At 65.6% G+C, this 23,597-nt stretch carries 24 protein-coding genes; 3 read left to right on the top strand and 21 right to left on the bottom strand.

What is annotated here, in order from left to right; genetic code table 11:
- Positions 1-18 precede the first annotated feature (18 nt).
- Positions 19-621: a hypothetical protein gene (locus QTI04_RS17700; RefSeq protein ID WP_286616760.1), complete on the bottom strand. Its 603-nt coding sequence runs from the start codon at positions 619-621 to the stop codon at positions 19-21.
- Here QTI04_RS17700 and QTI04_RS17695 point away from each other — a divergent pair.
- The gene (locus QTI04_RS17695) at positions 620-1,309 is read left to right on the top strand and encodes a GAF domain-containing protein (RefSeq protein ID WP_286616759.1); all 690 of its coding nucleotides are present in this window, start codon (positions 620-622) and stop codon (positions 1,307-1,309) included. The genes QTI04_RS17700 and QTI04_RS17695 overlap by 2 nt on opposite strands.
- 14 nt (positions 1,310-1,323) lie before the next feature.
- Here QTI04_RS17695 and QTI04_RS17690 read toward each other — a convergent pair whose 3' ends face one another.
- From QTI04_RS17690 to cyoA, 7 genes are read right to left on the bottom strand one after another with little or no spacing between them, the layout of a single operon-like run.
- Positions 1,324-1,860, bottom strand: coding sequence for a response regulator transcription factor (locus QTI04_RS17690; protein WP_286599744.1), 537 nt, complete (start codon positions 1,858-1,860; stop codon positions 1,324-1,326).
- Positions 1,850-3,211 (bottom strand): ATP-binding protein, encoded by a 1,362-nt coding sequence (locus QTI04_RS17685; RefSeq protein WP_286616758.1) that lies wholly within the window; start codon positions 3,209-3,211, stop codon positions 1,850-1,852. Before QTI04_RS17685 ends, QTI04_RS17690 begins: the two co-directional genes overlap by 11 nt.
- The gene (locus QTI04_RS17680; RefSeq protein ID WP_286616756.1) at positions 3,204-3,989 is read right to left on the bottom strand and encodes an SURF1 family protein; all 786 of its coding nucleotides are present in this window, start codon (positions 3,987-3,989) and stop codon (positions 3,204-3,206) included. Before QTI04_RS17680 ends, QTI04_RS17685 begins: the two co-directional genes overlap by 8 nt.
- Positions 3,986-4,396 (bottom strand): cytochrome o ubiquinol oxidase subunit IV, encoded by a 411-nt coding sequence (gene cyoD, locus QTI04_RS17675; RefSeq protein ID WP_286599747.1) that lies wholly within the window; start codon positions 4,394-4,396, stop codon positions 3,986-3,988. Before cyoD ends, QTI04_RS17680 begins: the two co-directional genes overlap by 4 nt.
- Entirely contained in the window at positions 4,393-5,034 is a 642-nt protein-coding gene (gene cyoC, locus QTI04_RS17670; protein ID WP_286599749.1) for a cytochrome o ubiquinol oxidase subunit III, read from the bottom strand. The genes cyoD and cyoC overlap by 4 nt, the downstream gene beginning before the upstream one ends.
- Positions 5,027-7,030 carry a cytochrome o ubiquinol oxidase subunit I gene (cyoB, locus tag QTI04_RS17665; RefSeq protein ID WP_286616754.1) on the bottom strand — a complete coding sequence of 668 codons (2,004 nt, stop codon included), beginning with the start codon at positions 7,028-7,030 and terminating at the stop codon, positions 5,027-5,029. The genes cyoC and cyoB overlap by 8 nt, the downstream gene beginning before the upstream one ends.
- 2 nt (positions 7,031-7,032) lie before the next feature.
- Entirely contained in the window at positions 7,033-8,097 is a 1,065-nt protein-coding gene (gene cyoA / locus QTI04_RS17660) for a ubiquinol oxidase subunit II (RefSeq protein ID WP_286616751.1), read from the bottom strand.
- 188 nt (positions 8,098-8,285) lie between these two features.
- Between cyoA and QTI04_RS17655 the strand changes: the two genes are divergently transcribed.
- Positions 8,286-9,587, top strand: a complete 1,302-nt coding sequence (locus tag QTI04_RS17655) for an MFS transporter (RefSeq protein WP_286616748.1) — start codon at positions 8,286-8,288, stop codon at positions 9,585-9,587.
- A gap of 19 nt (positions 9,588-9,606) precedes the next feature.
- On the opposite strand, the gene QTI04_RS17650 is transcribed toward QTI04_RS17655, so the two are convergent.
- Complete coding sequence (locus QTI04_RS17650; RefSeq protein WP_286599755.1) at positions 9,607-10,161, bottom strand: DedA family protein; 555 nt, start codon at positions 10,159-10,161, stop codon at positions 9,607-9,609.
- Between the two features lie 68 nt (positions 10,162-10,229).
- Between QTI04_RS17650 and QTI04_RS17645 the strand changes: the two genes are divergently transcribed.
- Positions 10,230-13,031: a winged helix-turn-helix domain-containing protein gene (locus QTI04_RS17645; RefSeq protein ID WP_286616745.1), complete on the top strand. Its 2,802-nt coding sequence runs from the start codon at positions 10,230-10,232 to the stop codon at positions 13,029-13,031.
- Here the strand turns inward: QTI04_RS17645 and QTI04_RS17640 are convergent.
- From QTI04_RS17640 to QTI04_RS17585, 12 genes are all read right to left on the bottom strand, one after another.
- A complete protein-coding gene (locus QTI04_RS17640; RefSeq protein ID WP_286599757.1) occupies positions 13,025-13,432 on the bottom strand; it encodes a hypothetical protein in 408 nt (135 codons plus the stop codon). The genes QTI04_RS17645 and QTI04_RS17640 overlap by 7 nt on opposite strands.
- A gap of 148 nt (positions 13,433-13,580) precedes the next feature.
- Complete coding sequence (gene mnhG, locus QTI04_RS17635; protein ID WP_286599758.1) at positions 13,581-13,955, bottom strand: monovalent cation/H(+) antiporter subunit G; 375 nt, start codon at positions 13,953-13,955, stop codon at positions 13,581-13,583.
- Positions 13,956-13,971: 16 nt separating this feature from the next.
- Complete coding sequence (locus QTI04_RS17630) at positions 13,972-14,250, bottom strand: K+/H+ antiporter subunit F (RefSeq protein WP_286616743.1); 279 nt, start codon at positions 14,248-14,250, stop codon at positions 13,972-13,974.
- Positions 14,247-14,738, bottom strand: coding sequence for a Na+/H+ antiporter subunit E (locus tag QTI04_RS17625; RefSeq protein WP_286599759.1), 492 nt, complete (start codon positions 14,736-14,738; stop codon positions 14,247-14,249). The genes QTI04_RS17630 and QTI04_RS17625 overlap by 4 nt, the downstream gene beginning before the upstream one ends.
- Positions 14,735-16,435, bottom strand: coding sequence for a monovalent cation/H+ antiporter subunit D (locus tag QTI04_RS17620; protein WP_286616741.1), 1,701 nt, complete (start codon positions 16,433-16,435; stop codon positions 14,735-14,737). Before QTI04_RS17620 ends, QTI04_RS17625 begins: the two co-directional genes overlap by 4 nt.
- Entirely contained in the window at positions 16,435-16,788 is a 354-nt protein-coding gene (locus QTI04_RS17615; protein WP_286616740.1) for a Na+/H+ antiporter subunit C, read from the bottom strand. Before QTI04_RS17615 ends, QTI04_RS17620 begins: the two co-directional genes overlap by 1 nt.
- Entirely contained in the window at positions 16,788-19,730 is a 2,943-nt protein-coding gene (locus QTI04_RS17610) for a monovalent cation/H+ antiporter subunit A (RefSeq protein WP_286616738.1), read from the bottom strand. The genes QTI04_RS17615 and QTI04_RS17610 overlap by 1 nt, the downstream gene beginning before the upstream one ends.
- Positions 19,731-19,770: 40 nt before the next feature.
- Positions 19,771-20,148 (bottom strand): fluoride efflux transporter CrcB, encoded by a 378-nt coding sequence (crcB, locus tag QTI04_RS17605; RefSeq protein WP_286599765.1) that lies wholly within the window; start codon positions 20,146-20,148, stop codon positions 19,771-19,773.
- A 28-nt stretch (positions 20,149-20,176) separates the two neighbouring features.
- Positions 20,177-21,490: a TRAP transporter large permease gene (locus QTI04_RS17600; RefSeq protein ID WP_286599767.1), complete on the bottom strand. Its 1,314-nt coding sequence runs from the start codon at positions 21,488-21,490 to the stop codon at positions 20,177-20,179.
- A gap of 10 nt (positions 21,491-21,500) precedes the next feature.
- Positions 21,501-22,034, bottom strand: coding sequence for a TRAP transporter small permease (locus QTI04_RS17595; protein ID WP_286599769.1), 534 nt, complete (start codon positions 22,032-22,034; stop codon positions 21,501-21,503).
- A gap of 3 nt (positions 22,035-22,037) precedes the next feature.
- Entirely contained in the window at positions 22,038-23,006 is a 969-nt protein-coding gene (locus QTI04_RS17590) for a TRAP transporter substrate-binding protein (protein ID WP_286599771.1), read from the bottom strand.
- 177 nt (positions 23,007-23,183) lie between these two features.
- A complete protein-coding gene (locus tag QTI04_RS17585; RefSeq protein WP_286616736.1) occupies positions 23,184-23,519 on the bottom strand; it encodes a helix-hairpin-helix domain-containing protein in 336 nt (111 codons plus the stop codon).
- Between the last annotated feature and the right edge of the window lie 78 nt (positions 23,520-23,597).

Here is a 23,597-nt window from a genome sequence, read left to right as displayed (position 1 = left end):
CGCATCTGCCGAGTGCCGCTATTCCCTGGCATCGATCAGCCACGCGGGAACCGAAGATTTCTTCTCGCGCGCGATCTCGCCACAGTAGTCCCTCGCAGCGAAGTTCCTGGCCGCGCGCGCGGCCGGGACCGGAGCCCACATCAGGGTCGTGAGGGTGGAATTCGGCGAGGTGTCGATCTGCGCATTGGCGTCGTCCCGCTCGCCGTAGACGGCGATCGGCTTGCCGGGTGCCCTCCTGGTGTCCAGCGGCCACGCGCAGACCATCACGTAGCGCGGCGCGGTCTTGATGTCCAGCGGCTGCGGCTCCGGCGTCATCACACTGCGGCGCGACATCGCTTGCGTGATCGAGGGCACGTACTCCGTGTACTGGACCAGCAGCACCTCGCCGGTGTCCAGCCAGCCAAAGGTGGCGATCCCGGCGGGCGGGCCCCCTGCCGATTCCTGACGGTATATGGATAGCAGCGTGTATTGGTTCCTCGCCGGCATGGCGGTGCGATAGGTCCCGATGATCGCCACGCTGGCAAATCCCAGTGGCTGTGTCTCCGCCGAGGTGTCTGCGGCGATGCCGGCCATGCTCAGCCCGACCAACGCACTGCAAAGCGCACCGAATGAATGATGCATGGTCGCGTCCGGTGAGTGCGCGCCCCGGCAGGGCTTGCCGTGGCGGCGCCCGGAAATTGTGGTGCGGAGCTGCCGGGCTCGCAATGGCGCAAACACTCTGTCGTACGATGGCTCCGGAGGATCAACAGTTTTGACGAGCAAAGCAACCCAAGGCGAGCACGACGGCCTGGACGATTGGGCATCCCGGATCGCCACGATCACCGCGGAGACCAGCATCGGGATGGACGGCAGTTTCACCGAGCGCTGCATCGGAAGCCTTCTGCGCGTGGTGCGCGAGCAGCTCAACCTCGAGGTGGTATTCGTGGGCGAGTTCGTGGATCAGAACCGCGTGTTCCGGCAGATCTCCGCAAAGGCCCTGGAGGCCATCATCCGGCCAGGGGATTTCCACCCTCTCACTGAAAGCATCTGCCAGCGGATCGTCGATGGCCGAATGCCTTGCCTGGTGCCCGACGTCAAACGCGTGCGGGTCGCGAATGGCCTTCCCGATTACTACGAGGCCCTGGGCGCCCATATTGGCGTGCCGGTGAGGTTCTCGGACGGAAGCTTGTACGGTGTGCTGTGCGGCTTCAGCTTCGAGCCGCGCGACGACCTCGACGAGCGCGACGTGAGGCGCATGGAAATGGCGGCCCAAGCCACGGCGCGGTTGCTGGCGCAGGCCGACGGACGCGATGTCACGCGGACGGTCTGACGCCGCCTTGACGCCTACTTGACGCGCTGCTTGACCAGCTTGCGCGCCAGCGTGCGGCGGTGCATCCCCAGCCTGCGCGCCGTCTCCGAAATATTGAAGCCGGTTTCCGCGAGCGTTTCGTGGATGCGTTCCCACTCGAGCGTCTTGATCGACGTGGAGCGGTTCGTCAGTTCGACTTCCGTACTGCCTTCGGCCCGGCCGAAGGCCGCCTCGATGTCGTCGGTGTTCGACGGCTTTGCGAGGTAGTGGCAGGCGCCGAGCTTGATGGCTTCGACCGCGGTGGCGATGCTGGCGAAGCCGGTGAGCACCACGATGAGCATCGCCGGGTCATGCTGGTTGAGCGTCTGGACGCACGCGAGCCCCGAAGCGTCACCGTTGAGCTTGAGGTCGACCACCGCATAGCCGGGCGAGTGCTCCTTCAGGAGCGTCGACACTTGGTCCAGGTTCGCGGCGAGCATCACGGTATAGCCGCGACGTTCGAACGAGCGTCCGAGCGTCCGCGCGAAAGCCGCGTCGTCCTCGACGATCAGCAGCAGGCGTTCAGCTTCCATGTCCTTCGTCTTCCAATTCGTCGTCCTCATCCTCTTCGAGGGTGATGGCGGCCAGCGGCAGCGTGAGCGTCACGACCGCGCCGCCTTCCGGCCGGTTGCGCGCCTCGACCCTGCCACCGAGCGTGCGCGCGACGTTGACGACGAGGAACAAACCCAGCCCGGCGCCGGGCCGGCCTTTGGTCGACTGATAGGGCTTGCCGAACTGCGCGAGCATTCCGAGCGCGAAACCGGGCCCGCGGTCGCTGACCGTCAGGGTCAGGTCGTCGCCGTCGTGTGCGGCTTCGAGGGCCACCCAACGTGGAGAGGCTTCCAGGGCATTGTCGAGCACGTTGAAGATCATCTGCTTCAGCGCCGAATCGGAAACCATGGGCAGGTCGTGGCCGAACCGGTTCTCGTAGGTGAAGGACGTCACGGGGCGCGTATCGCGCCACTCGTCGACCAGGTCGTCGAGGAAGGTACTGACGGTCGTCTCGACCGAGTTCTCGCCTCGCGCCTCGCCTGCCGACAGCAGGATGCCGCTCAGGATGCTCTTGCAGCGCTGCACCTGCGCTTCCATCTCGCTGACCTCGGCCAGTAGTTCGGGGTCGGAAGTGAAGTGAGGCAGGTGCTGCCAGTCGCCGAGGATCACCGCCAGCGTGGCGAGCGGCGTGCCGAGTTCGTGCGCGGCGCCCGAGGCGAGCAGGCCCATGCGCACGATGTGTTCCTCCTCGGCGGCGCGCTGGCGAAGCGCGGCCAGGCGCGCATCGCGACCGCGGAGGTTGCGGCTGATCCGCGTGATGAAGACCACCAGCAGGGCCGCAATGAGCGCGAAGCAGATCAGCACGCCCAGGATGTAGGGGCTGAGCAGGCCGCGGTCATGGTTGAGCGGAATCGAGAGCGGTCCCGAGAACAGGGCCAGCCCGGCGAAGCAGGCGGTGGTGACGCCCACCATCGTCCACGTCGACCAGGCCTCCAGCAACACCGCAGCCAGGATGACCTGAAGCAGATAGAGAAAGACGAACGGGTTCGTTGCGCCGCCGCTGAGGTAGAGCTGGGCGGTGAGCATGGCCACGTCGACCAGCAGCGCGACGAACAGCTCGGTGTTGGACACGTCGCGGTGGATGCGCCAGCGGAACTGGCTCGCCGCGTTGAAGGCGGCGAGGCATGCCAGCACGGCCAGCATCTGGTCGAGCGGCAGCCTGATCCCGAAGCCGAAATGAACGACGAGGATGGTGGCGATCTGCCCGACCACGGCAATCCATCGCAGCTGGATGAGCTGCTGCATGTTCTTGAGGCCGGTCGCGTCGCCGTGGCTCACGGTTTCGGCCCGGTCGGAGGGCGAGCCGGGAGCGATCACAGTGACTTCAGTCATGCCCGGCATCTTCGTTCATGCGCCCCTGCCGCACGCGTCGCTCGTCGCGCCCCACGTACCAGGCGGCTGCGGCGACCATCAGGGCCAGGGCAAACCAGGTGAATGCGTAGACCAGATGGTTATTGGCAAAGCTGATGACCGTCAAGCCGCCGACCGGCCAGGTGCGCGGGACGTTCGCTGCGCCTGTGCCGGGGCGCGACGGGGCGGCTTCGGCATCCACGAAATAGGGCGCGACGCCGCTCAGGCCGCGAACCGCCGCGATGGCCTGGACATCGCGCGAATACCAGCGGTCGGCGGCCGGATCGTTGCGCCGCAGGAAGCTGCCGCCCGGCTCGGTGATTCGCAGCAGTCCGGTGACCGTGGACTCGCCTTCGGGGTCGGCCGCACCGCGTGCCGCGCGATCCCGCGCCTCGGGCGGCACGAAGCCGCGGTTGATCAGCATGATGCTGCCGTCGGTCATGCGCAGCGGCGTCAGGACCCAGTACCCGCCGCCGAGTTCGGTCGTGGCCTGAACGAGCGTTTCGCTATCGTGGAGAAAGGTGCCGGTGGCGCGCACGCGCCGATATGCGTCATCGGCTGCATTGAGCTTCGGCCATCGGTCGGTCGCGGGCGGCGCGACGGCTGGTGCGTGCACGCGTTGGTCGATCCGGGCGATGAGGTCGAGCTTCCAGGCCCGACGCTCGACCTGCCAGATGCCCAACGCCACGAATCCCGCGAAGGCGAGAAGGGCGCAGAGCGCCAGCGCGGCGAGGACGGCGCTGGAGCGGGGCTGGGTCAAGGCACCTTGTGCATGTCGTGCATCATGCCCGGCATCATGTTGTGGTTCATGTGATACATGACCCACAACGAGCCGCTCAGGGTGATGACGACCACCACGATCGTGAAGATCAGCGCCAGCATCGTCCAGCCGTGCTCGGACTTAGCGTTCATGTGCAGGAAGTAAATCATGTGCACGAGGATCTGCACGACCGCGAAGCCGAGGATGACCATCGCCGTGGTGCTGGATTTGTCGAACACATTGCCCATCACCAGCCAGAACGGAATGGCCGTCAGGATCACCGACAGCACGAAGCCCGTCATGTAACCCTTGAAGGTGGCGTGCGGGGCGCCGTCGTCGTGGCCGTGGTGGTCGTCGTGCGCACCGTGATGGGCGCCATGGGCTGGAGTATCGGTATGCGCGCTCATGGCAGCACTCCCATCAGGTAGACGAAGGTGAAGACGCCGATCCAGACCACGTCCAGAAAGTGCCAGAACATCGAGAGGCACATCAGGCGACGGCGGTTCGCTGCGATGAAGCCGTGCTTTGCCACCTGGGCCATCAGCACGATGATCCAGACGATGCCGAAGGTCACGTGCAGGCCGTGCGTGGCCACCAGTGCGAAGAACGAGGACAGGAACGCGCTGCGTTGCGGTCCGGCGCCTTCATGGATCAGGTGCGCGAATTCAAAGAGCTCGATGCCGATGAAGCCGGCGCCCAGAAGGCCGGTGACGATTAGCCAGATCATGGTGCCGCGCACCTTGTCGCGCTGCATTTCCAGCATTGCGAAGCCGTAGGTGATCGACGACAGCAGCAGCAGGGAAGTATTGAGCGCGATCAGCCGCAGGTCGAACAGGTCGGCGCCGGAAGGCCCTGCCGCGAAACTGCGCCCCAGCACGCCATAGATGGCGAACAGGCAGGCGAAGACGAGGCAGTCGCTCATCAGGTAGAGCCAGAACCCGAGCATCGTGCCGTTCTCGGGATGGTGCTCGCCGCTCACGTAGTAGCGGGCGCTCGGGTTGGCGCTGATCGCGCCGGGCGTTGAAAGGGCGGTGACGTCAGACATGGGCGGCCAAAAGGCGAGTGCGAGCGCCTTCGGTGCGAACGACCTCGTCCGCCGGGACGTGGTAGTCGCGCTTGTAGTTGAAGGTATGGGTGATGATGGCGGCCAGCATCGCGAAGAAGCCGACGCCTGCAAGGATCCACATTTGCCAGATCAGGGCGAAGCCGCAGACCGCGGCCAGCGCGGCAATGATGAAGCCCGCGCCAGTGTTCTTCGGCATGTGGATCGGGATGAAGCCTTCCTCGGGGCGCACATAGTGGTGCTTCTTCATGTCGGCCCAGGCATCGTTGTCGTGCACGCGCGGCGTGAAGGCGAAGTTGTATGCGGGCGGCGGCGAAGACGTCGACCACTCGAGCGTGCGGCCATCCCACGGGTCGCCCGTGAAGTCGCGCAGCTGGTCGCGGCGGATGTAGCTCACCACGAACTGGATGATCATCGACGCGATGCCCAGCGCAATCAGCACGGCGCCGAAGGCGGCGATCTGGAACCAGATCTGCAGCGAGGGGTCTTCGAAGTGGCTCACGCGGCGCGTGACGCCCATCAGGCCGAGCACATAGAGCGGCATGAATGCGAAGTAGAAGCCGACGACCCAGAACCAGAACGAGCACTTGCCCCAGAACGGATCGAGCTTGTAGCCGAAGGCCTTCGGGAACCAGTAGGTGATGCCGGCCAGCATGCCGAACAGCACACCACCGATGATCACGTTGTGGAAGTGCGCGATCAGGAAGAGGCTGTTGTGGAGCACGAAGTCGGCCGGCGGCACCGCCAGCAGCACGCCGGTCATGCCACCGATCACGAAGGTGATCATGAAGGCGATCGTCCACATCATGGGTAGCTCGAAGCGGATGCGGCCCTTGTACATGGTGAACAGCCAGTTGAAGATCTTCGCGCCCGTCGGGATCGAGATGATCATCGTCGTGATGCCGAAGAACGAGTTCACGCTGGCACCGGAGCCCATCGTGAAGAAGTGGTGCAGCCAGACGAGGTACGAGAGGATGGTGATCACCAGCGTGGCGTACACCATCGACGCGTAGCCGAAGAGCCGCTTGCCGCAGAAGGTCGCCACCACTTCGGAAAAGATGCCGAAGGCGGGCAGGATCAGGATGTAGACCTCCGGATGGCCCCAGATCCAGATCAGGTTGACGTACATCATGGCGTTGCCGCCAAGGTCGTTGGTAAAGAAGTTCGTGCCGACGTAGCGATCGAGCGACAGCAGCGCGAGCACGGCGGTCAGCACCGGGAAGGCGGCGACGATCAGGATGTTGGTGGCGAGCGCGGTCCAGGTGAACACCGGCATCTTCATCAGCGTCATGCCCGGGGCGCGCATCTTCACGATGGTCGCGATCAGGTTGACGCCGGAGAGCAGCGTGCCCACCCCCGCAATCTGCAGGGACCAGATGTAGTAGTCGACCCCTACGTCCGGACTGAATTCGATTCCGGACAGCGGCGGATAGGCCAGCCATCCGGTGCGGGCGAACTCGCCGACGAACAGCGACGCCATCACCAGCCCGGCGCCGAAGGTGGTCATCCAGAAGCTGAAGTTGTTCAGGAAGGGGAAGGCCACGTCGCGTGCGCCGATCTGCAGCGGCACGACGTAGTTCATCAGGCCCGTGACGAGCGGCATCGCCACGAAGAAGATCATGATCACGCCGTGCGCGGTGAAGATCTGGTCATAGTGGTGCGGCGGCAGGAAGCCCGCTTCGCCGCCGAAGGCGACGGCCTGCTGGGCACGCATCATGATCGCGTCGGCGAAGCCGCGCAGCAGCATCACCAGCCCGAGGATGATGTACATGATGCCGATCTTCTTGTGGTCGATGCTGGTGATCCAGTCGCGCCACAGAGTGCCCCACACCCGGAAATAGGTGATGGCGCCAAGGAGCGCCATGCCACCAAGGATGACGGCAATGAAGGTCGCGAGAAGGATCGGCTCGTGAAACGGAATCGCCTCCCAGGAGAGGCGGCCGAAGATGAGCTTCGTCAGTTCAGGATGGTCAGGCATCTTTACTCTTGGATGCGAAGGTTGGTACGCGGAATGGACATGCCGGCGGGATCGTCGACCGTGCACATTGCCGTGACATAGGTTCGGATCGGAGAATTCTTCTGGTCAGCCTGCCAGGGCTTCGTCGTGATGTTGTAGGCACCGACTGCGCCGCCCACACCGCCATTCGCATCGATGGCCGCCATGTGCTTCACGCACATCTTGTTGCGGTCGACGCAGCGGTTGAGGATCGCGTCGTAGAGGTCGGGAGCGACGGTCCCGAATCGGCGCACCGGGTCGCGTTCGCTGGGGCGCTCGAGTTCCATGTAGCGCTCGCGCGTCAACTCGTCGCCGCCCGTCTTGGCTTTTTGCACCCACTGGTCGAAGTCGGTGTCGCTCAGTCCGTGGAACCTGAAGCGCATTCCGGAAAAGCCTGCGCCGCTGTAGTTGGCGGAAAAGCCCTCGAACTCGCCCGCCTCATTGATGACGGCGTTGAGCTTGGTCTCCATGGCGGGCATGGCGTAGATCTGCCCCGCCAGCGCCGGGATGAAGAACGAATTCATGACCGACGAAGCCGTGATCTTGAAGACGATCGGCCGGTCCACCGGCGCGGCCAGTTCGTTGACGGTGGCGATGCCTTGCTCGGGATAGATGAACAGCCACTTCCAGTCGAGCGCGACCACTTCGACGGTCAGGGGCTTGGTTCCTTCCGGCACGGGGCGTTGAACGTCGATGCGTCGCAGCGGCCGGTAGGGGTCCAGCGTGTGCGTGCTGATCCAGGTGATAGCGCCGAGGGCGATGATGATCAGCAGCGGCGCTGCCCAGATGGCCAGTTCCAGCTCGGTGGAGTGGTCCCAGTCCGGTGAATAGGTGGTTTGCTTGTTGGACTGCCGGTACTTCCATGAAAAGAAGACGATCAGTCCTATCACTGGCACGATGATCAGCAGCATCAGCACGGTGGAAATGACGATCAGGTTGCCCTGCTGGCGGGCGACGTCGCCGGACGCGTTCAGCACCACCGTGTTGCAGCCCGCCAACAGGGCGAGCGGGAGCACGAGCAGTCCGCGAAGGTTCTTGAGGGGAGGCATGCCGAAGAATGAGCGTAGGGAGCGCAAAGAGACCACAATCTACTTGTTTTGGCCCGTGCCGGATATTGGACGTTTTGTCCTATGGCGGCAATCTTCATTCAGTGAGACGCTCGTCGTGTACAGATGACACACGAACCACAGTAGAAATGATGATGTCCGGCATCAGTCCCTCCAGCACCGAATCCCCGTTGCACGAAACTCTCCACGAAGGCCCCGAGGGCGACGCGGATCATTCGCACGTCACCCCTTCGGAGATCGCCGTCGGCGTGGTCATCGGCCGCGCCTCCGAATACTTCGACTTCTTCGTCTACGGGATCGCTTCGGTCCTGGTCTTCCCGGCGGTGTTCTTCCCCTTCGAGAACCGCCTCGAAGGCACGCTCTTCGCCTTCACGATCTTCTCGTTCGCGTTCATCGCACGCCCCTTCGGCACCGTGATTTCGATGGCCGTCCAGCGCCGGTTCGGGCGGGAGGCCAAGCTGACGATCGCCTTGTTCCTGCTGGGCATTTCCACCGCCGGAATGGCCTTCCTGCCGGGCTATGCGAGCATGGGCTTTGCGTCCATCGTGCTGCTGTCGATCCTGCGCGTGGGGCAGGGCTTGGCGCTCGGCGGCTCGTGGGACGGCTTGCCTTCGCTGCTCGCACTCAACGCCCCGGCCAACCGCCGCGGCTGGTACGCGATGCTGGGGCAATTGGGAGCGCCGGTCGGCTTCTTCCTGGCCAGCGCGCTGTTCGCCTACCTCTACTCCAGCCTTTCGACCGAGGACTTCCTGGACTGGGGATGGCGTTACACCTTTTACGTTGCGTTTGCCATCAATGTGGTCGCGCTCTTCGCACGGCTGCGTCTGGTGTCCACCAATGAGTACGACCGCCTGCTCGAAGCGCGCGAACTGCAGCCGACCAACGTCGTCGAGCTGACGCGCTCGCAGGGCTACAACATCGTCATCGGCGCATTCGCAGCGCTGGCGAGCTATGCGCTGTTCCACCTGATCACCGTGTTCCCGCTGTCGTGGATCACGCTGTATTCGAATCAATCCATCACCGAATTCCTGGTGATCCAGATGATCGGTGCCGTCCTCGCGGCCATCGGCATCGTCGCTTCGGGCGTCATCGCCGACCGCGTCGGCCGGCGCCAGACGCTGGGCAGCCTCGCCGCGCTCATCGCGGTCTTCAGCGGATTCGCGCCGACCTTGCTCGACGGCGGCCGGCTCGGCCAGGACGTCTTCATCCTGCTGGGCTTCGTGCTGCTGGGGTTGTCCTACGGGCAGGCCGCAGGGGCCGTGACGGCCAACTTCGAGTCGAAGTACCGCTACACCGGCGCCGCGCTGACCTCCGACTTGGCCTGGCTGCTCGGCGCCGCTTTCGCGCCGCTGGTGGCCCTGGGCTTGTCCGCAAACTTCGGGCTGGGCTACGTGAGCCTCTACCTTTTGTCGGGCGCGGTCTGCACGCTCGTTGCGCTGCGAGTGAACCGCTCCCTCGAAATCCGCGATTGAACCGGTGCGGTGGCGCGGCTCAGCGCCGGGACCGCCACTGCCTGAGCAGCGCGATCGCCAGCGTGATGACCAGCGCCGCCACGATCAGATCATGCTCGTACGGTCGCAAGTGGCCGACCGCCGCGTGGATCCAGCTTGTGAGCTTCACGCCGAACAGGCTCACCACGGTCGCCCAGACGACTGCCGCCACCGCACCGAGCGCCGCATAGAGCGCCGCTGACATCCTGCCCATGCCCAGCGTGGCCGGCAGTGCGATGCGCAATCCCCACGCAAACCGCATGAGGAAGATCGTCGCGACAGGATGACGCGAAACGAACCCGTCGACACGTTCCATGTGGGCCCGGAGCTTTGGGCGGCTGGCCAGCAGGTCCACGCCCTTTCGGCGTCCGAGATGGAAGTAGAACTGGTCGGTGACGAAGGCCGCGGCCGCCCCGCAGGCGATCAGCGGCACCAGCGAGAGATACCCTTGATGCACGGCAAAGGCGCCGAGCATGAGGATGGTCTCGCCCTCGAACAGGCCCGCGACGAAGACGGCGGCATAGCCATATTGCTGGAGCAGTTCCGAGAGATGCATGGACGCCATCATGCAGGCACGGACGCGTAAGGAAAGCGAAGCCTGGATGGATGTAGGCTGCGCATTCCATGACTGAAGTACTCATGCCGGCCATCGAAGGCGCCCTGCATTTCGGACCTTTCCGGCTACTGCGCTCGCAAAAGCTGCTGCTCGAAGGAGACAAGCCGCTGCGCCTGGGCAGCCGCGCCTTCGACATCCTCACGGCCCTGGCCGAACAGGCCGGCGACGTCGTGAGCAAGGACGAACTCATCGCCCACGCATGGCCGGACACGATCGTGGAAGAAAACAGCCTGCGCGTGCACATTGCGGCGCTGAGACGGACGCTCGGCGACGGCCAGGATGGGCTGCGCTACATCGCCAACGTGCCGGGACGGGGCTACTGCTTCGTCGCACCGGTGTTCCGGCCTTCGAAGCGAGTCGTCGCGAGCGAATCCCCGGCGGCGGAGCGGCCGATTCACAACCTGCCCGTGCGCCTCACCCGAATGATCGGGCGCTCGCAGTTCGTCGAATCGCTGGCAGCCGCGTTGCCTCGACACCGTTTCGTCAGCGTCGTGGGGCCGGGTGGCATGGGCAAGACCACGCTCGCGCTCGCCGTGGCCGAGGACACGCTGGCGAGCTACGCGCACGGCGCGCGTTTCGTCGACCTCGCGCTGCTCGCGGATCCGCAACTCGTGCCGAGTGCGCTCGCCGCGGCGCTCGACGTCTCGGTTGCCATCCACGATCCGGTGGCCGGCCTGGTGACTCATCTGCAAGACAAGCGCCTGCTGATCGTGCTCGACAACTGCGAGCACGTGATCGAGGCCGCCGCCGCGCTTGCGGTGCGCGTGCTCAAGGCGGCGCCCGGCATTCACCTGCTGGCGACCAGCCGCGAACCGCTGCGCGCCGAGGGCGAACGGGTGGTCCGGCTCGCCTCGTTGGCCGCGCCCCCGGAATCGCCTCATCTGACCGCCGCAGCAGCCCTGGGTTACCCGGCCGTGCAGCTCTTTGTCGAACGCGCGGTTGCCACGCTGGACAGCTTCGAGCTCACCGATGCCGATGCGCCGCTGGCCGGTGAACTGTGCCGTCGTCTCGACGGCCTTCCGCTGGCGATCGAACTCGCTGCGGCGCGCGTCGGATTCTTCGGCATCCGCGAACTGGTCGCGCGCCTGGACGACCGCTTTCGCCTGCTGACCAACGGACGCCGCACCGTGCTTGCACGACACCAGACCCTGCGTGCCTTGCTCGACTGGAGCTACGAACTGCTGTCCGACAGCGAGCGCGTCACACTTCGGCGCCTCGCCGTGTTCAAGGGCGGCTTCACCTTGGAGTCGGCCGGTGCGGTCGCGGTGGACAGTACCTTCGGCGTAGTCGACGTGCTGGGCGATCTCACCGCGCTGGCCGCCAAATCGCTCGTGACGGTCGATGTGAACGACGAGGTCACCCGCTACCGGCTGCTCGACACGACGCGTACCTACGCGCTGGAGAAGCTGGTGCGCAGCGACGAGGGTCCGAAGATCTGCCGCAGGCATGCCGAGCACCTCTGTGAATTGCTCGGCGCCACGAACGTCGATGCGCCGGCGACGGTGCGCTCGCAATGGCTGGCGACCTATGGCCGCTTGATCGACGAGGTGCGCGCCGCCCTGGACTGGGCGTTCTCGTTCGCCGGCGATCCCGCGCTCGGCGTGCGATTGACGGAAGCGTCGACGTCGCTCGCGTACCAGCTGTCGCTGCTCGACGAGTACCGCGTTCGCGTCGAGCGGGCGCTCGGCGACATCGCGTCCCTCGAAACGCCGCAACCGCTGGTGGAACTCCGGCTGCATGTCGCTCTCGGCGCCTTCGCGGGACAGACGCGCGGCGCGCATGACGTGGCGAAGCGGGCCTTCAGGCGCGCTTTCGAACTCGCGGAGCAGACGGGCCAGACGCAGCACCGGATCGAATCGCTCTTCGGCTTGTGGGTCGGCGCGTTCGCGACCGGAGAGTACGCCGAATCCCTTCGCCTCGCCGAGGCCATGGCTGCCGAAGCGAAGGTCGATGCCGACGCGGTCGCCGCGTTGATCGCCGACAGGATGACGGCGCAGTCGCAACACAGCCTGGGCCATCACGCGGTGGCGCGCGATCTCGCCGAACGCGTGCTGGACCGTTCCCTGGAGCAGCTTCAGTTCGTGAAGAGCAAGCTGCCGTCGGTCGATCGCCGCGTGTCGATGCGCATCATCCTGGCGCGCGTCCAGTGGATCGAGGGCTATCCGGAACAGGCCGCCAGCACGGCAGCCGAGGCCTTTGAACTCGCGCTGTCGGACGTGGCCTTCGGCGTGTGCCACGCGTTGGGCTGGGCGGCATGTCCGGTGGCCTTGTGGACGGGAGACATCGTTGCCGCGCGGGGCCTGACGCAGACCTTGCGCGAGCAGTCCACCAAGTACGCGCTCGAGTACTGGCAATCATGGGCACGCAACTACGAACGCGTGCTGTCGCAGCAAGTTCCGCTCGTGTCGCCGTCAGACCCCAAGCAGTCGGACATGTTCGGTACGCTCGTGGCGGCGGAGGTCGGTGCGGCGAGCATCGCGCGTGTGGAGAACGGCACGGTCGGTTGGTGTGCGCCGGAGATCCTTCGCGCTCACGGGGAAAACCTGAAGGCGCGCGGTGTCGTCGCCGGCGAAGTGGAGTCGCTCTTTCAGAGATCGATGGAACTGGCGCGCCGCCAGGGCGCCTTGTCATGGGAGCTGCGCAGCGCCACCAGTCTCGGCCGCCTGTGGGAGGAGCAGGGGCGCGTGGCCCCTGCGCGCGAGTTGTTGAGATCGGTGAGGACGCGCTTCACCGAAGGCTTCGCCACGGCGGACCTGCGGGCCGCCGATGCATTGCTGGCGCAGTGGGCTTCGCCCCGACCGGGTCAGTAACTCGTCTCGCCCTTGGACTTGATCTGGCCGGACTTGTTGGCCTGCGCGGCCGCGGTCCTGCGCGTCTTGCGGGCCGATGAGCGGTCGGCGCCCGAGACCTTCGGCTCGGCGTGAGGTATGGGATCGCCTTCGCCCAGCTGCGGACCCTTGGCCGCTTCGGCGCCGACAGCCTTGCGTGAGCTGCGCGCAGCGGAACGTTCCTGGGCAGAGGTCTTGGGCTTGGCGGCGGGGATCGGTTGGCCTTCGCCAATTTGCGGGCCGCGTGCGGCTTCGGACCCTTCCTTCTTGCGCTCGGCGCGGGCCGCGGCCTTGTCGTCGACACCTATGGCTTGAGCGTGCGCGCTGATGGCGAGCATCTGGCCGATGGCCATGGCAAGGGACAGGGCAAGAATCTTCTTCATTCAAATCTCCAGAAAACCTTCATCGAAGGGACATCCCATGATCCTCTTTCGTGCCCCACATGCCAATTGCCCTTGGGGGCAGTAGCGGCTATCCCTACCGGCCAGTGAGATGAGCGCGGCATCGCGCAGGTCGAGCGCCTGGCGGAGCCTACGGAGTGCGATCGGCAGGCGGTGCCCGATCGGGCGAGGGAACGTCGCCGCCCTTCTGGCGTTCGCGAAACAGCGCGGCGCGCATCAGGAAGATGGTGGTGACCGGCGCGGTCAGCGCGACGAAGAGCGCGATGAGCGTCGCGTGCAGGAAAAGGCTGCCGCCCTGCACGGAGAAGTAGACGATGGTGGCGAGCGTGATGCACCACACGCCGACCGTTGCACCGAGCGTGGGTGCGTGGATGCGGCGGAAAAAGGTGGGGAGACGGATCAGTCCGAACGAGCCGATGGCGGCGAACGCGGCGCCGAGCACGGCGAACACGGCCGTCAGGATCTCCGCCCAGAGCGGCAGCGGGCCCATGATGAAATCCGTCATGGCGTCGCTCCCTGGATCATTCGATCACCTCGCCCCGCAGCAGGAATTTCGCCAGGGCGGTCGAGCCGACGAAGCCGAACAGCGCAATCAGCATCGCGGCTTCGAAGTAGACGTTGCTCGCGTACACGATGCCGAGGACCAGCATCATCAGCATGCCGTTGATGTAGAGACAGTCCAGCGCCATCACGCGGTCCTGCGCGGTGGGGCCGATGACCAGGCGCGCGACGGCGCACAGCATCGCCACCGCCAGCAGGAACAGCGCGAGCTTGAGCGCCCAGAAGAGAACTGGCGTCATGATTCGAAAATCTCCATCAGCGGGCGCTCGTAGCGCGACTTGATCATGGCGATGAAGGCCTGCTCGTCGTCCTCGTTGAACACGTGGATCAGCAGGCTCGAACGGTCGAACGATATCTCGCCCCATGCGGTGCCGGGTGTGAGGCAGAGAATCATCGCGAGCACCGCCAGCGCGTTGGGGTCGCGCATCTCCAGTGGCACGCGCACGAAGTGCGGCTCCATCCGGGCGCTACGCCGCGTGAGCAGCAGGCGAGCCACCGTCAGCGCCGAATGCACCAGGTCGAAGACGATCACGCCGGAGAGTCGCAGCGCGAGGCCCGGCCGGCGCATCTTCGCCGTGGCGGGACGCAGGGACTGGGTCAGGAGCGGCACCGCGAAGGCAAGGATGGCGGCGAGCAGGAGCGTGGCCGCATCCATCGACTGGTTCAGCAGCAGCCAGACCACGAAGAGGCCCAGCGACAACGGCGGGGAGGGGATCCAGCGCTTCATTTCGCAGCCTCCGGTTTCGCAGCAGGGCTGGGCACCTGCCGGGCGCCCAGTACGGCGTTGCGGTAGGCGGTCGGCGAGTGCAGGCTCTCCGCGGTGGCGATGGCATGCTGCATCACGGGCCCTGCTTCCCAGGTCAGCGCGAAGCAGGCTGCCAGCAGCGCAGCAACCGGGAGCACTTCGAGCGCAGGGAGCGCTGGCATGGTGGCGTGCACCTGTGTCCAGAAATGACGAATCCCGGTGCGTCCCAGGGCGAGCAGCGTGAAGAAGCCCGAAACGAGCAGCAGCGCCAGGAAGGTCCAGGCGGCCGGTGTGATGCGTTCGGCGCCGAACATGCCCGACAACATCGCGAACTTGCCGACGAAGCCGGACAGCGGCGGCAGGCCCGTGAGCAACAGCGTGCAGCCGACGAAGCTGAGGCCGAGAAATGCCACTCCGGCAGGTATGGCGCGTCCGTAGAGGGCTTGCGCGTCGTCGTCGAGGTTCACGTCGTCCAGCCGGCTGAGGTCTTCCGACAGGAAGGGCGCTCCGCCCGCCGCCTCGTGCGGGGCAATGCTCAAGCCGGCGTTGCGCCAGCGCTCGATCATGTCGATCAACAGGAAGAAGGCGCTTGCCGCCAGTGTCGAACTCAGCAGGTAGTAGAGCGCTCCGGCCCACATGGCCGGCTGGCCGAACCCTATGGCCGCCAGCAAGGTACCGGCCGAGACCAGCACACTGAAGCCGGCAAGGTTCGAGAGCCGCTGCGTCCCGAGGATGCCGAGCGCGCCGACGAACAGCGTAGCGAGCCCTACCGTGACCAGTACACCCTGCCCGAATTGCGCGGAAGCGCCGGTGTCGGGCGCGAAGAGGACGGTCCACAGGCGAAGCACGGTGTAGATGCCCAGCTTGGTCAGCAGCGCGAAGACGGCGCCTACCGGCGACACGGCGGCGCTGTAGGCCGGCACCAGCCAGAAGTTGAGTGGCCACGCCCCGGCCTTGGCGAAGAAGGCTGTCGCGAGGATGGCGGCGGCGGCGTGCACCAGTCCACGATCGGCCGGTGCGAGTTGCGCGATGCGCACTCCGAGGTCGGCCATGTTGAGCGTGCCGGTCACGCCGTAGAGCAGCGCGGCGCCGATCAGGAACAGCGACGACGCGGCCAGGTTGATCACCAGGTAGTGCAGGCCGGCCTGCACGCGCAAGCGCCCGGAGCCGTGCAGCAGCAAGCCATAGGACGCGGCCAGCATCACCTCGAAGAAGACGAACAAGTTGAACAGGTCGCCGGTCAGGAAGGCGCCGTTGAGGCCCATGAGCTGGAGTTGCAGCAGCGGGTGGAAATGCACGCCCGCCCGGTCCCAGCGCGAAGTCGAATAGATGGATGCCGCAAATGCCACCACACCGGTGAGCGCGACCATCATCGTCGACAGCCGGTCGGCCACCAGCACGATGCCGAAGGGCGCACGCCAGTTGCCGGGCAGGTAGACCCCGATCGAGCCGGGCCCGCTGCCGGTGTCCGCCGCATTGACCCAGCGCAGCAGCGCGAGCGCGGCGAGAAGGCCGATGAGGCCCGACGCCACGCTCAGGGCCGACTTGGTACGGCGGCGCTGCTCGCCGAGCATCAGCATCAACGCGGCCGTCAGCATCGGCACCAGGATCGGCACGGCGATCAGGTGCGGCATGCTGAAGTCGAGCAGCTGGTCGAGCAGGCGGAAGAGCTGGGTCATCATTCCTGCTGCCCCCGCCGTTCCTCGCCGTCCACGTGGTCGGTGCCGCTGAGACCGCGCGAGGCCAGCAGCACGACCAGGAACAGTGCCGTCATCGCGAAGCCGATCACGATCGCCGTGAGCACCAGCGCCTGAGGCATCGGATCTGCCGTATTGGCCAGCGTGGCCGTGAAGCCGGGAATCAGCACCGGCTCGCTGTCGATTTTGAGACGGCCCATGCTGAAGATGAAAAGATTGACCGCGTAGGAGATCAGCGTCAGGCCCATGATCACCTGGAAGGTACGCGGACGCAGCAACAGGAACACGCCAGAACCGGTGAGTACGCCGATAGCGATGGCAAGGACGATTTCCATCAGGCCGCGCCCTCCGTTTCGGCCGCGATACGCGCGGCTTCTTTTTCGGCCTGCTCGTCGACCCAGCGATGGCTGCGGATCGACTGGTGGGCCAGCGACGTAAGGATCAGCATGGTCGCGCCGAGGACCAGCGCGAACACGCCCATGTCGAAGAACAGCGCGCTGGGCACGTGCACCTCGCCGAGCCGCGGCAGATGCAGGTGCGCCGTGTGCGTCGTGAGGAAGGGGTAGCCGAGCACCACCGCGCCGCCGCCCGTGGCAAGCGCGAGCATCAGCCCGACCGCGATCCAGCGTCGCGGATAGATGCGCAGGTGCTCCTCGACCCACTCGGTGCCCGAGACGATGAACTGGAGTACCAGCGCCACCGACATCACGAGCCCGGCGACGAAGCCGCCCCCTGGCTGGTTGTGGCCGCGCATGAAGAAATAGACCGACACCAGCACCGACAGCGGCAGCAGCAGCCGGACCAGCACGGCAGGCACCATGAGATAGCCCACGGCGGTGTCCTTGGCGCGGCGCGGATTGAGCAGGTCGCTGCTGCCGTCATCGGGCTGCACGCGTTGCTGTGGCGGCAGCGCCATCGATTCGGGCGCCGGGCGGAAGCGTCGCAGCAGCGCATACACCGTGAGCGCGACGACACCGAGCACGGTGATCTCGCCCAAGGTGTCGAAGCCGCGGAAGTCGACCAGCATGATGTTGACCACGTTGGTTCCGCCGCCCAGGGACAGGGCGTTGTCCAGGAAGAAAGGCGAGATGCTCTGCGGGAAGGGTCGCGTCATCACCGTCCACGCGATCGCGGCCATGCCGGCGCCGGCCGCGATGGCGACGATCAGGTCGCGCCCGCGCCGGCCCCAGGGCCGGAGCATCGCTCGGATCGGCTCCGGCTTGGCGGTACGCATCGGGAGCCAGCGGAGTCCGAGCAGGATCAGTACCGTCGTCACCGCCTCCACCACCAGCTGCGTGAGCGCGAGGTCGGGCGCCGAGAACCAGATGTAGGTGATGCAGCACACCAGTCCGGCGGCGGACGCCAGCATCAGCGAAGCGAGGCGGTGGAACTTGGCCTGCCATGCCGCGCTGACGGCGCAGACGCAGCCGATGAGCCAGGTCATCGCGAACATCGGCGAGAAGGGGAGCAACTCGCGGGAGCCGCGCGCGGCTGGCGTGAACCAGAGCGATGCACCCGCGCCCGCCAGCGCGACCGCGACGAGCAGCAGCAATTGCGTCTGCAGGCGCCGCGTGCCGAGCAGGCGACGGCTGCGGCGACCGGCTTCGCTAAGCCGCGCGAGAGCGTTCTCGAAAATGCGCTGGCCGTCGAGGCCGTGCATGAGGGGCGTGGATTCGAGCGCGCCGCGCTCGCGACCTCGGCGTTGCAGCAGATAGAGCGCTGCCCCGCCCGCCAGCGCAACGAGGCTCATCAGCAGCGGCAGGTTGAAGCCGTGCCACACCGCCAGGCTGTACACCGGCAACTCGCCGCCGACGACCGGCGTCGCGGCCGTGGCGAGGAACGCGCCCACCGACCACGCCGGCGCCACGCCGACCACCAGGCAGATCAACACGAGCAGTTCCACCGGCACGCGCATCCAGTGCGGCGGCTCGTGCGGCTGCTTCGGCACGTCAGGGGGGGCGCACGGTGGGCCGAAGAACACGTCGAACACGAAGCGCGCCGAATACGCGACGCTGAAGATGCCCGCAATCGTCGCGATGACAGGCAGGCTTCTATTGACCCAGGGCGTCGACTGGATGAAGACGGTCTCGGCGAAGAACATCTCCTTGGACAGGAAGCCGTTGAGCAGCGGCACGCCCGCCATCGACGCGCTCGCGATGATGGCCAGCGTGCCGGTGATCGGCATCAGCTTGAGCAGCCCACTGAGCTTGCGGATGTCGCGCGTGCCGCTTTCATGGTCGATGATGCCCGCCGCCATGAAGAGCGATGCCTTGAAGGTCGCGTGGTTCATGATGTGGAACACCGCGGCGACGGCCGCCAGCGGACTGTTGAGCCCGAGCAGCAGGGTGATGAGCCCGAGATGCGAGATGGTCGAGTAGGCGAGCAGCGCCTTGAGGTCGCGCTGGAACATCGCCACGTAGCCGCCGAGCAGCAAGGTGATGGCGCCGGCGCCGCCCACCATCCAGAACCACTGCTCGGTGCCGGAGAGCACGGGCCACAGGCGCGCCATCAGAAACACGCCGAGCTTCACCATCGTGGCCGAATGCAGGTAGGCCGACACCGGTGTGGGCGCGGCCATGGCGCGTGGGAGCCAGAAATGGAAGGGGAACTGCGCACTCTTGGTAAAGGCGCCGAGCAGCACCAGCACCAGCACGACAGGGTAGAGCCGATGCGCGCGGATCAGGTCGCCCGAGGCCAGCACGACGTCGAGCTCGTAGGTGCCGACGATGCGGCCCAGCACGAGCACGCCCGCCAGCAGGCACAGGCCACCCGCGCCGGTGACAGCGAGCGCCATGCTGGCGCCGCGCCGCGCATCGCGCCGGTGGTGCCAGTAGCCGATCAGCAGAAAAGAAAACAGGCTGGTGAGCTCCCAGAACAACACCATCTGCACCAGGTTGCCCGAGAGCGCCACGCCCATCATCGCGCCCATGAATGCGAGAAGGAACGAGAAGAAGCGCGGCACCGGATCCGACGCCGACATGTAGTAGCGCGCATAGAGCACCACCAGCGCGCCGATGCCCAGCACCAGCATGCAGAACAACCATGCGAAGCCGTCCATGCGGAATGAGAGATCGAGGCCAAGGGCAGGCAGCCACTCGATCTCCTGCCGGATCACGTTGCCGTGGGCGACCTGCGGAAAAAACCATGCGGCCTGGACCGCGCAGCCCAGTGCAACCAACCCCGCCAGTGTCGATTCCCGGTTGCGCGCATTCGACGGCAGCAGAGCCGCGAGCACGCTGGCAATGAAGGGAAGCGCGACGAGAAATACGAGGGGCATTGCGATCGATTCTATCGACCGACCATTGCACCGAACTCATTCAGCCGATGAAGTGCTGCACCGTCCGGAAGCCCAGCCACGTCAGCAGAAGCGAGCCGCCCAGATGCAGGGCCACGGTGCCGAGCGCGAGGCCGGGACGTCCGCCCACGATCATGCCGACGACCTCGGCCGAGAAGCTGGAGAAGGTGGTCAGCGAGCCCAGGAAGCCGGTGACCACAATGAGGCGCCATGCGGGATCGATGTCGGGCAATGCGGTGAACCCTGCGATCGCGAGGCCGACAAGATAGCCGCCGATGAGATTCACCGCGAGCGTTCCCCATGGCAACAGGCCGCCCGGGTTGAGCCACATCGCGAATCCCCAGCGCAGCAGTGCACCGATGCAGGCGGAGACGCAAATGACGACGACATTCAACAGCATCAGACGATTATCTTCAGCCGGACGCCTGCTACTTCTCTGCGCCCATCACCACGTCGGGCAGGATTGTCACGATGCTCGGGAACACCGTGATGCAGACGATGCAGAGCACCAGGCAAAAGAAGAAAGGAATCGCCGCCTTGGCGATCACGTTGCTGTCCTTGCCCGTCATGTTCTGCAGCACGAAAAGGTTGAAGCCGACCGGCGGTGTGACCTCCGCGATCTCGACCAGCAGCACGATGAAGATGCCGAACCACACCAGGTCGAAGCCGGCCTTCTGGATCATCGGAAGCACCACCGCGCTGGTCAAGACGATCATCGAGATGCCGTCGAGCGCTGTGCCGAGCACGAGGTACACCACGACGAGCGCACCGATCAGCGCGTAGGGCGAAAGGTGCATGCTGTCGACCCACTCGGCCAGTTCGCGCGGGATGCCGGTGAAGGCCATGGTCTTGGTCAGGAAGGCGGCGCCAGCCAGGATGAACATGATCATGCAGCTGGTGCGCGTGGCACCCATGATCCCGTCCTTGAAGTTCCGCCACGTGAGGCTCTTGCCCCAGGCCGCGATGGCCAGGGAGCCCAGCACGCCGAAGGCCGCGCATTCCGTGGCCGTGGCCCAACCTGCGACCAGCACCCAGACGATGAAGATGATCAACAGTGCACAGGGGATCAGGTTGCCCGACAGGCGGATCTTCTCCATGAAGCTGGTCGGCGGATCGGCAGGTGGCACCTGGTCGGGATGGCGCAGGCTCCACCACCCGATGTACCCCGAGAACAGCACCATCAACAGCAGCCCTGGCAGGAAGCCCGCCAGGAAGATGCGGATGATCGACGCATCGGCCGCCACCGCGTAGACCACCATCGTGATCGAAGGGGGGATCAGGATGCCCAGCGTGCCGGCGGTGGCGAGCGAGCCGATGGCGAGCTTCTCGTTGTAGCCGCGGCGCACAAGTTCAGGCAGCGCGACTTTCGCGATGGTGGCGCAAGTCGCGGCGGACGATCCGGACACCGAGCCGAACACGCCGCAGCCGAGGATCGTGGTGTGCATCAGCCGCCCGGGCACGCGGTTGAGCCAGGGACGCAGGCCCTCGAACATTTCTTCGCTCAGCTTGGTGCGAAACAGGATCTCGCCCATCCAGATGAAGAGCGGCAGCGCGGCCAGCTCCCAGGAAGCGTTCGATTCCCAAAAGGAAGAAAAAAGGTTCTTGGCCGGCAGCGTATTGGTGAAGAAGGCCTGGCCGACCCAGCCGACGATGGCCAGGGTCATCGCGATCCAGACACCGCCGGCCAGCAGCACGAGCATGATGGCGAGCAGCAGCGCGCCCATCAAAAGGGTTTCGAGCATTGCTTGCCTTCTAGACGTCGGAGGAAAAATCGCCTGCGGCGTGGCGCTCTTCGACTGCGCGCTGGTAGCTGGGCTTCTCGCCGCGCACGACGCCCACGAGCTCGTCGATCATCGCGATCAGCAGTAGCCAACAGCCCAGCACGAAGGTCGATTGCGGAATCCAGATCGGAATGACGACGAGGCCGGTAGCCATCTCCGCGAACTCGTAACTCTCCCAGGTGAAGCTGGTGGCCGAGTAGGCGAGGTAGGTCACGGCGATCGCGGCAATCAGAAGGCAGGTGACGTCGAGCGCACGCCGAAGCTTGGGCGAAACGACGTCGAGCAGCAGCGTCACGCGGACGAAGTCACCGTGCCGGAAGGCGTGGGCCATCGCGAAGAACGCAGCCGCGGCACAGAGCCAGGCCACCACGTCGTTGAGCCCGCTCACGTGCCAGTTCACCTGCCGGCCGACGCCCGCGACGATCATGAGCACGAAGATCAGGAACACGCAGAACGCGGCGAGCGCACCCGCGCCGTCATAGAGACGGTCGAGGAAGCGGCGCATCGATTACTTCTTCTTGAAGGCGTCGACGATGGCTGCGCCATCCGCGCCGGCGGCCTTCAGCCAGTCGGCCTGCATGATCCCACCGACCTGGCGCATGTCGGCGTCGAGCTTGGGCGAGGGCTTGTGGATCTTCATGCCTCGCTCGGCGAGGAGGCGCTTGTACTCGTCGTTCTTCTCTTGCGCGACTTTCCAGCCGCGTGCCTCTGCGTCGGCAGCGGCCTTGGTGACGGCAGCCTTCGTGGCGGGGTCGAGCGCGTCGAACGCCTTGAGGTTCACGAGCACCGCGTTCTTCGGGATCCACGCCTGCGTGTCGTAGAAGTTCTTGATGCTTTCGTAGGTCTTGGTGTCATAGCCGGTGGAGCCGGAGCTCATGTAGCTTTCGATCACGCCCGTCGCCATCGCGGCGCTGAGTTCGGCCTGCTGGATCTGAACCGGCTGCGCGCCGATCAGTTCGGCGATCTTGGCCGTCGCCGGGCTGTACGCGCGCCACTTGATGCCGCGCAGGTCGGCCACCGAGCCGATCTCCTTCTTCGAATAGATGCCCTGTGGGGCCCACGGGACCATGAACAGGACCTTGATCCCTTGGGCTGCGAGCAGCTTCTCCATGGCGGGCTTCGAAGCGTCGTAGAGCTTCTTCGCTTCAGGATAGGTGGTTGCCAGAAACGGCACGCCATCGAGCGCGTAAATCGGGTTCTCGTTGGCAAAGTTGGCCAGGAGGATCTCGCCGGCCTGGGCCTGGCCGCTCTGCACGGCACGCTTGATCTCGGGAGCCTTGAAGAGCGAGGCGTTGGCATGCACCGTGACCTTCAGCTTGCCGGCCGTTGCCGCATCGACATCTTTCGCGAACTGCGCGATGTTCTCGGTGTGGTAGTTGGTGGCGGGATAGGCGGTGGGCAGGTCCCACTTGGCCTGCGCGAAGGCGGCTGCGCCGAGGGTCAGGCCAACGATTGCAATGCCGAACTTGTGATTCATGGGCTCTCCAGAACGTGCGAAAGTAAAAAGGCGACGGGGAGCATACGTGCAAATATCGGGCCATCGCTCGGGCATTTCCCTGCCATGGCCCAGGCCCGAATCGCATGGGATCGAAGCGAAAAGGCCGCCCGTGGGGCGGCCTTCGAATCAGCGCGGCGCACCGCGCAATATGCGGACTTAAGGCTTGCCGGCGGGCTTGTCGGCCTTCCTCGACTCGTTCCTGGCGACCTTGGCCGTTGCGTGCGCATTGCCAAAGCTCTGGCCGTTGACCGTGAGGCCCTCGGCCGACAGCTTGGTCGCGGCTTTTTCCTTCACGCCCTTCACGCGGCTCATGAAGTCGGGCCAGTCCTTGAACTCACCTTGCTTGCGCGCCTCGACGATGCGCTTGGAGAGCGCGGGCCCGACGCCCCTGAGCGAATCGAGCTCCGCGTCCGACGCCTTGTTGGCATCGACGGCCGCCCAGGATGCGACAGCAAACAACATGGCCGTGATGGCCACGATCTTTTTCAGCATACAAACTCCCTGACATTGTTTTGTGAGAAACGCCGGAGCGTTCCACCAGGCGCCTCGTGCGCACTGGCGCCGAAAATG

The sequence above is a fragment of the Variovorax sp. J22R115 genome, assembly GCF_030317005.1.
Taxonomy (GTDB): Bacteria; Pseudomonadota; Gammaproteobacteria; order Burkholderiales; family Burkholderiaceae_C; genus Variovorax.
This window is presented reverse-complemented; position numbering and strand designations above follow the sequence as displayed.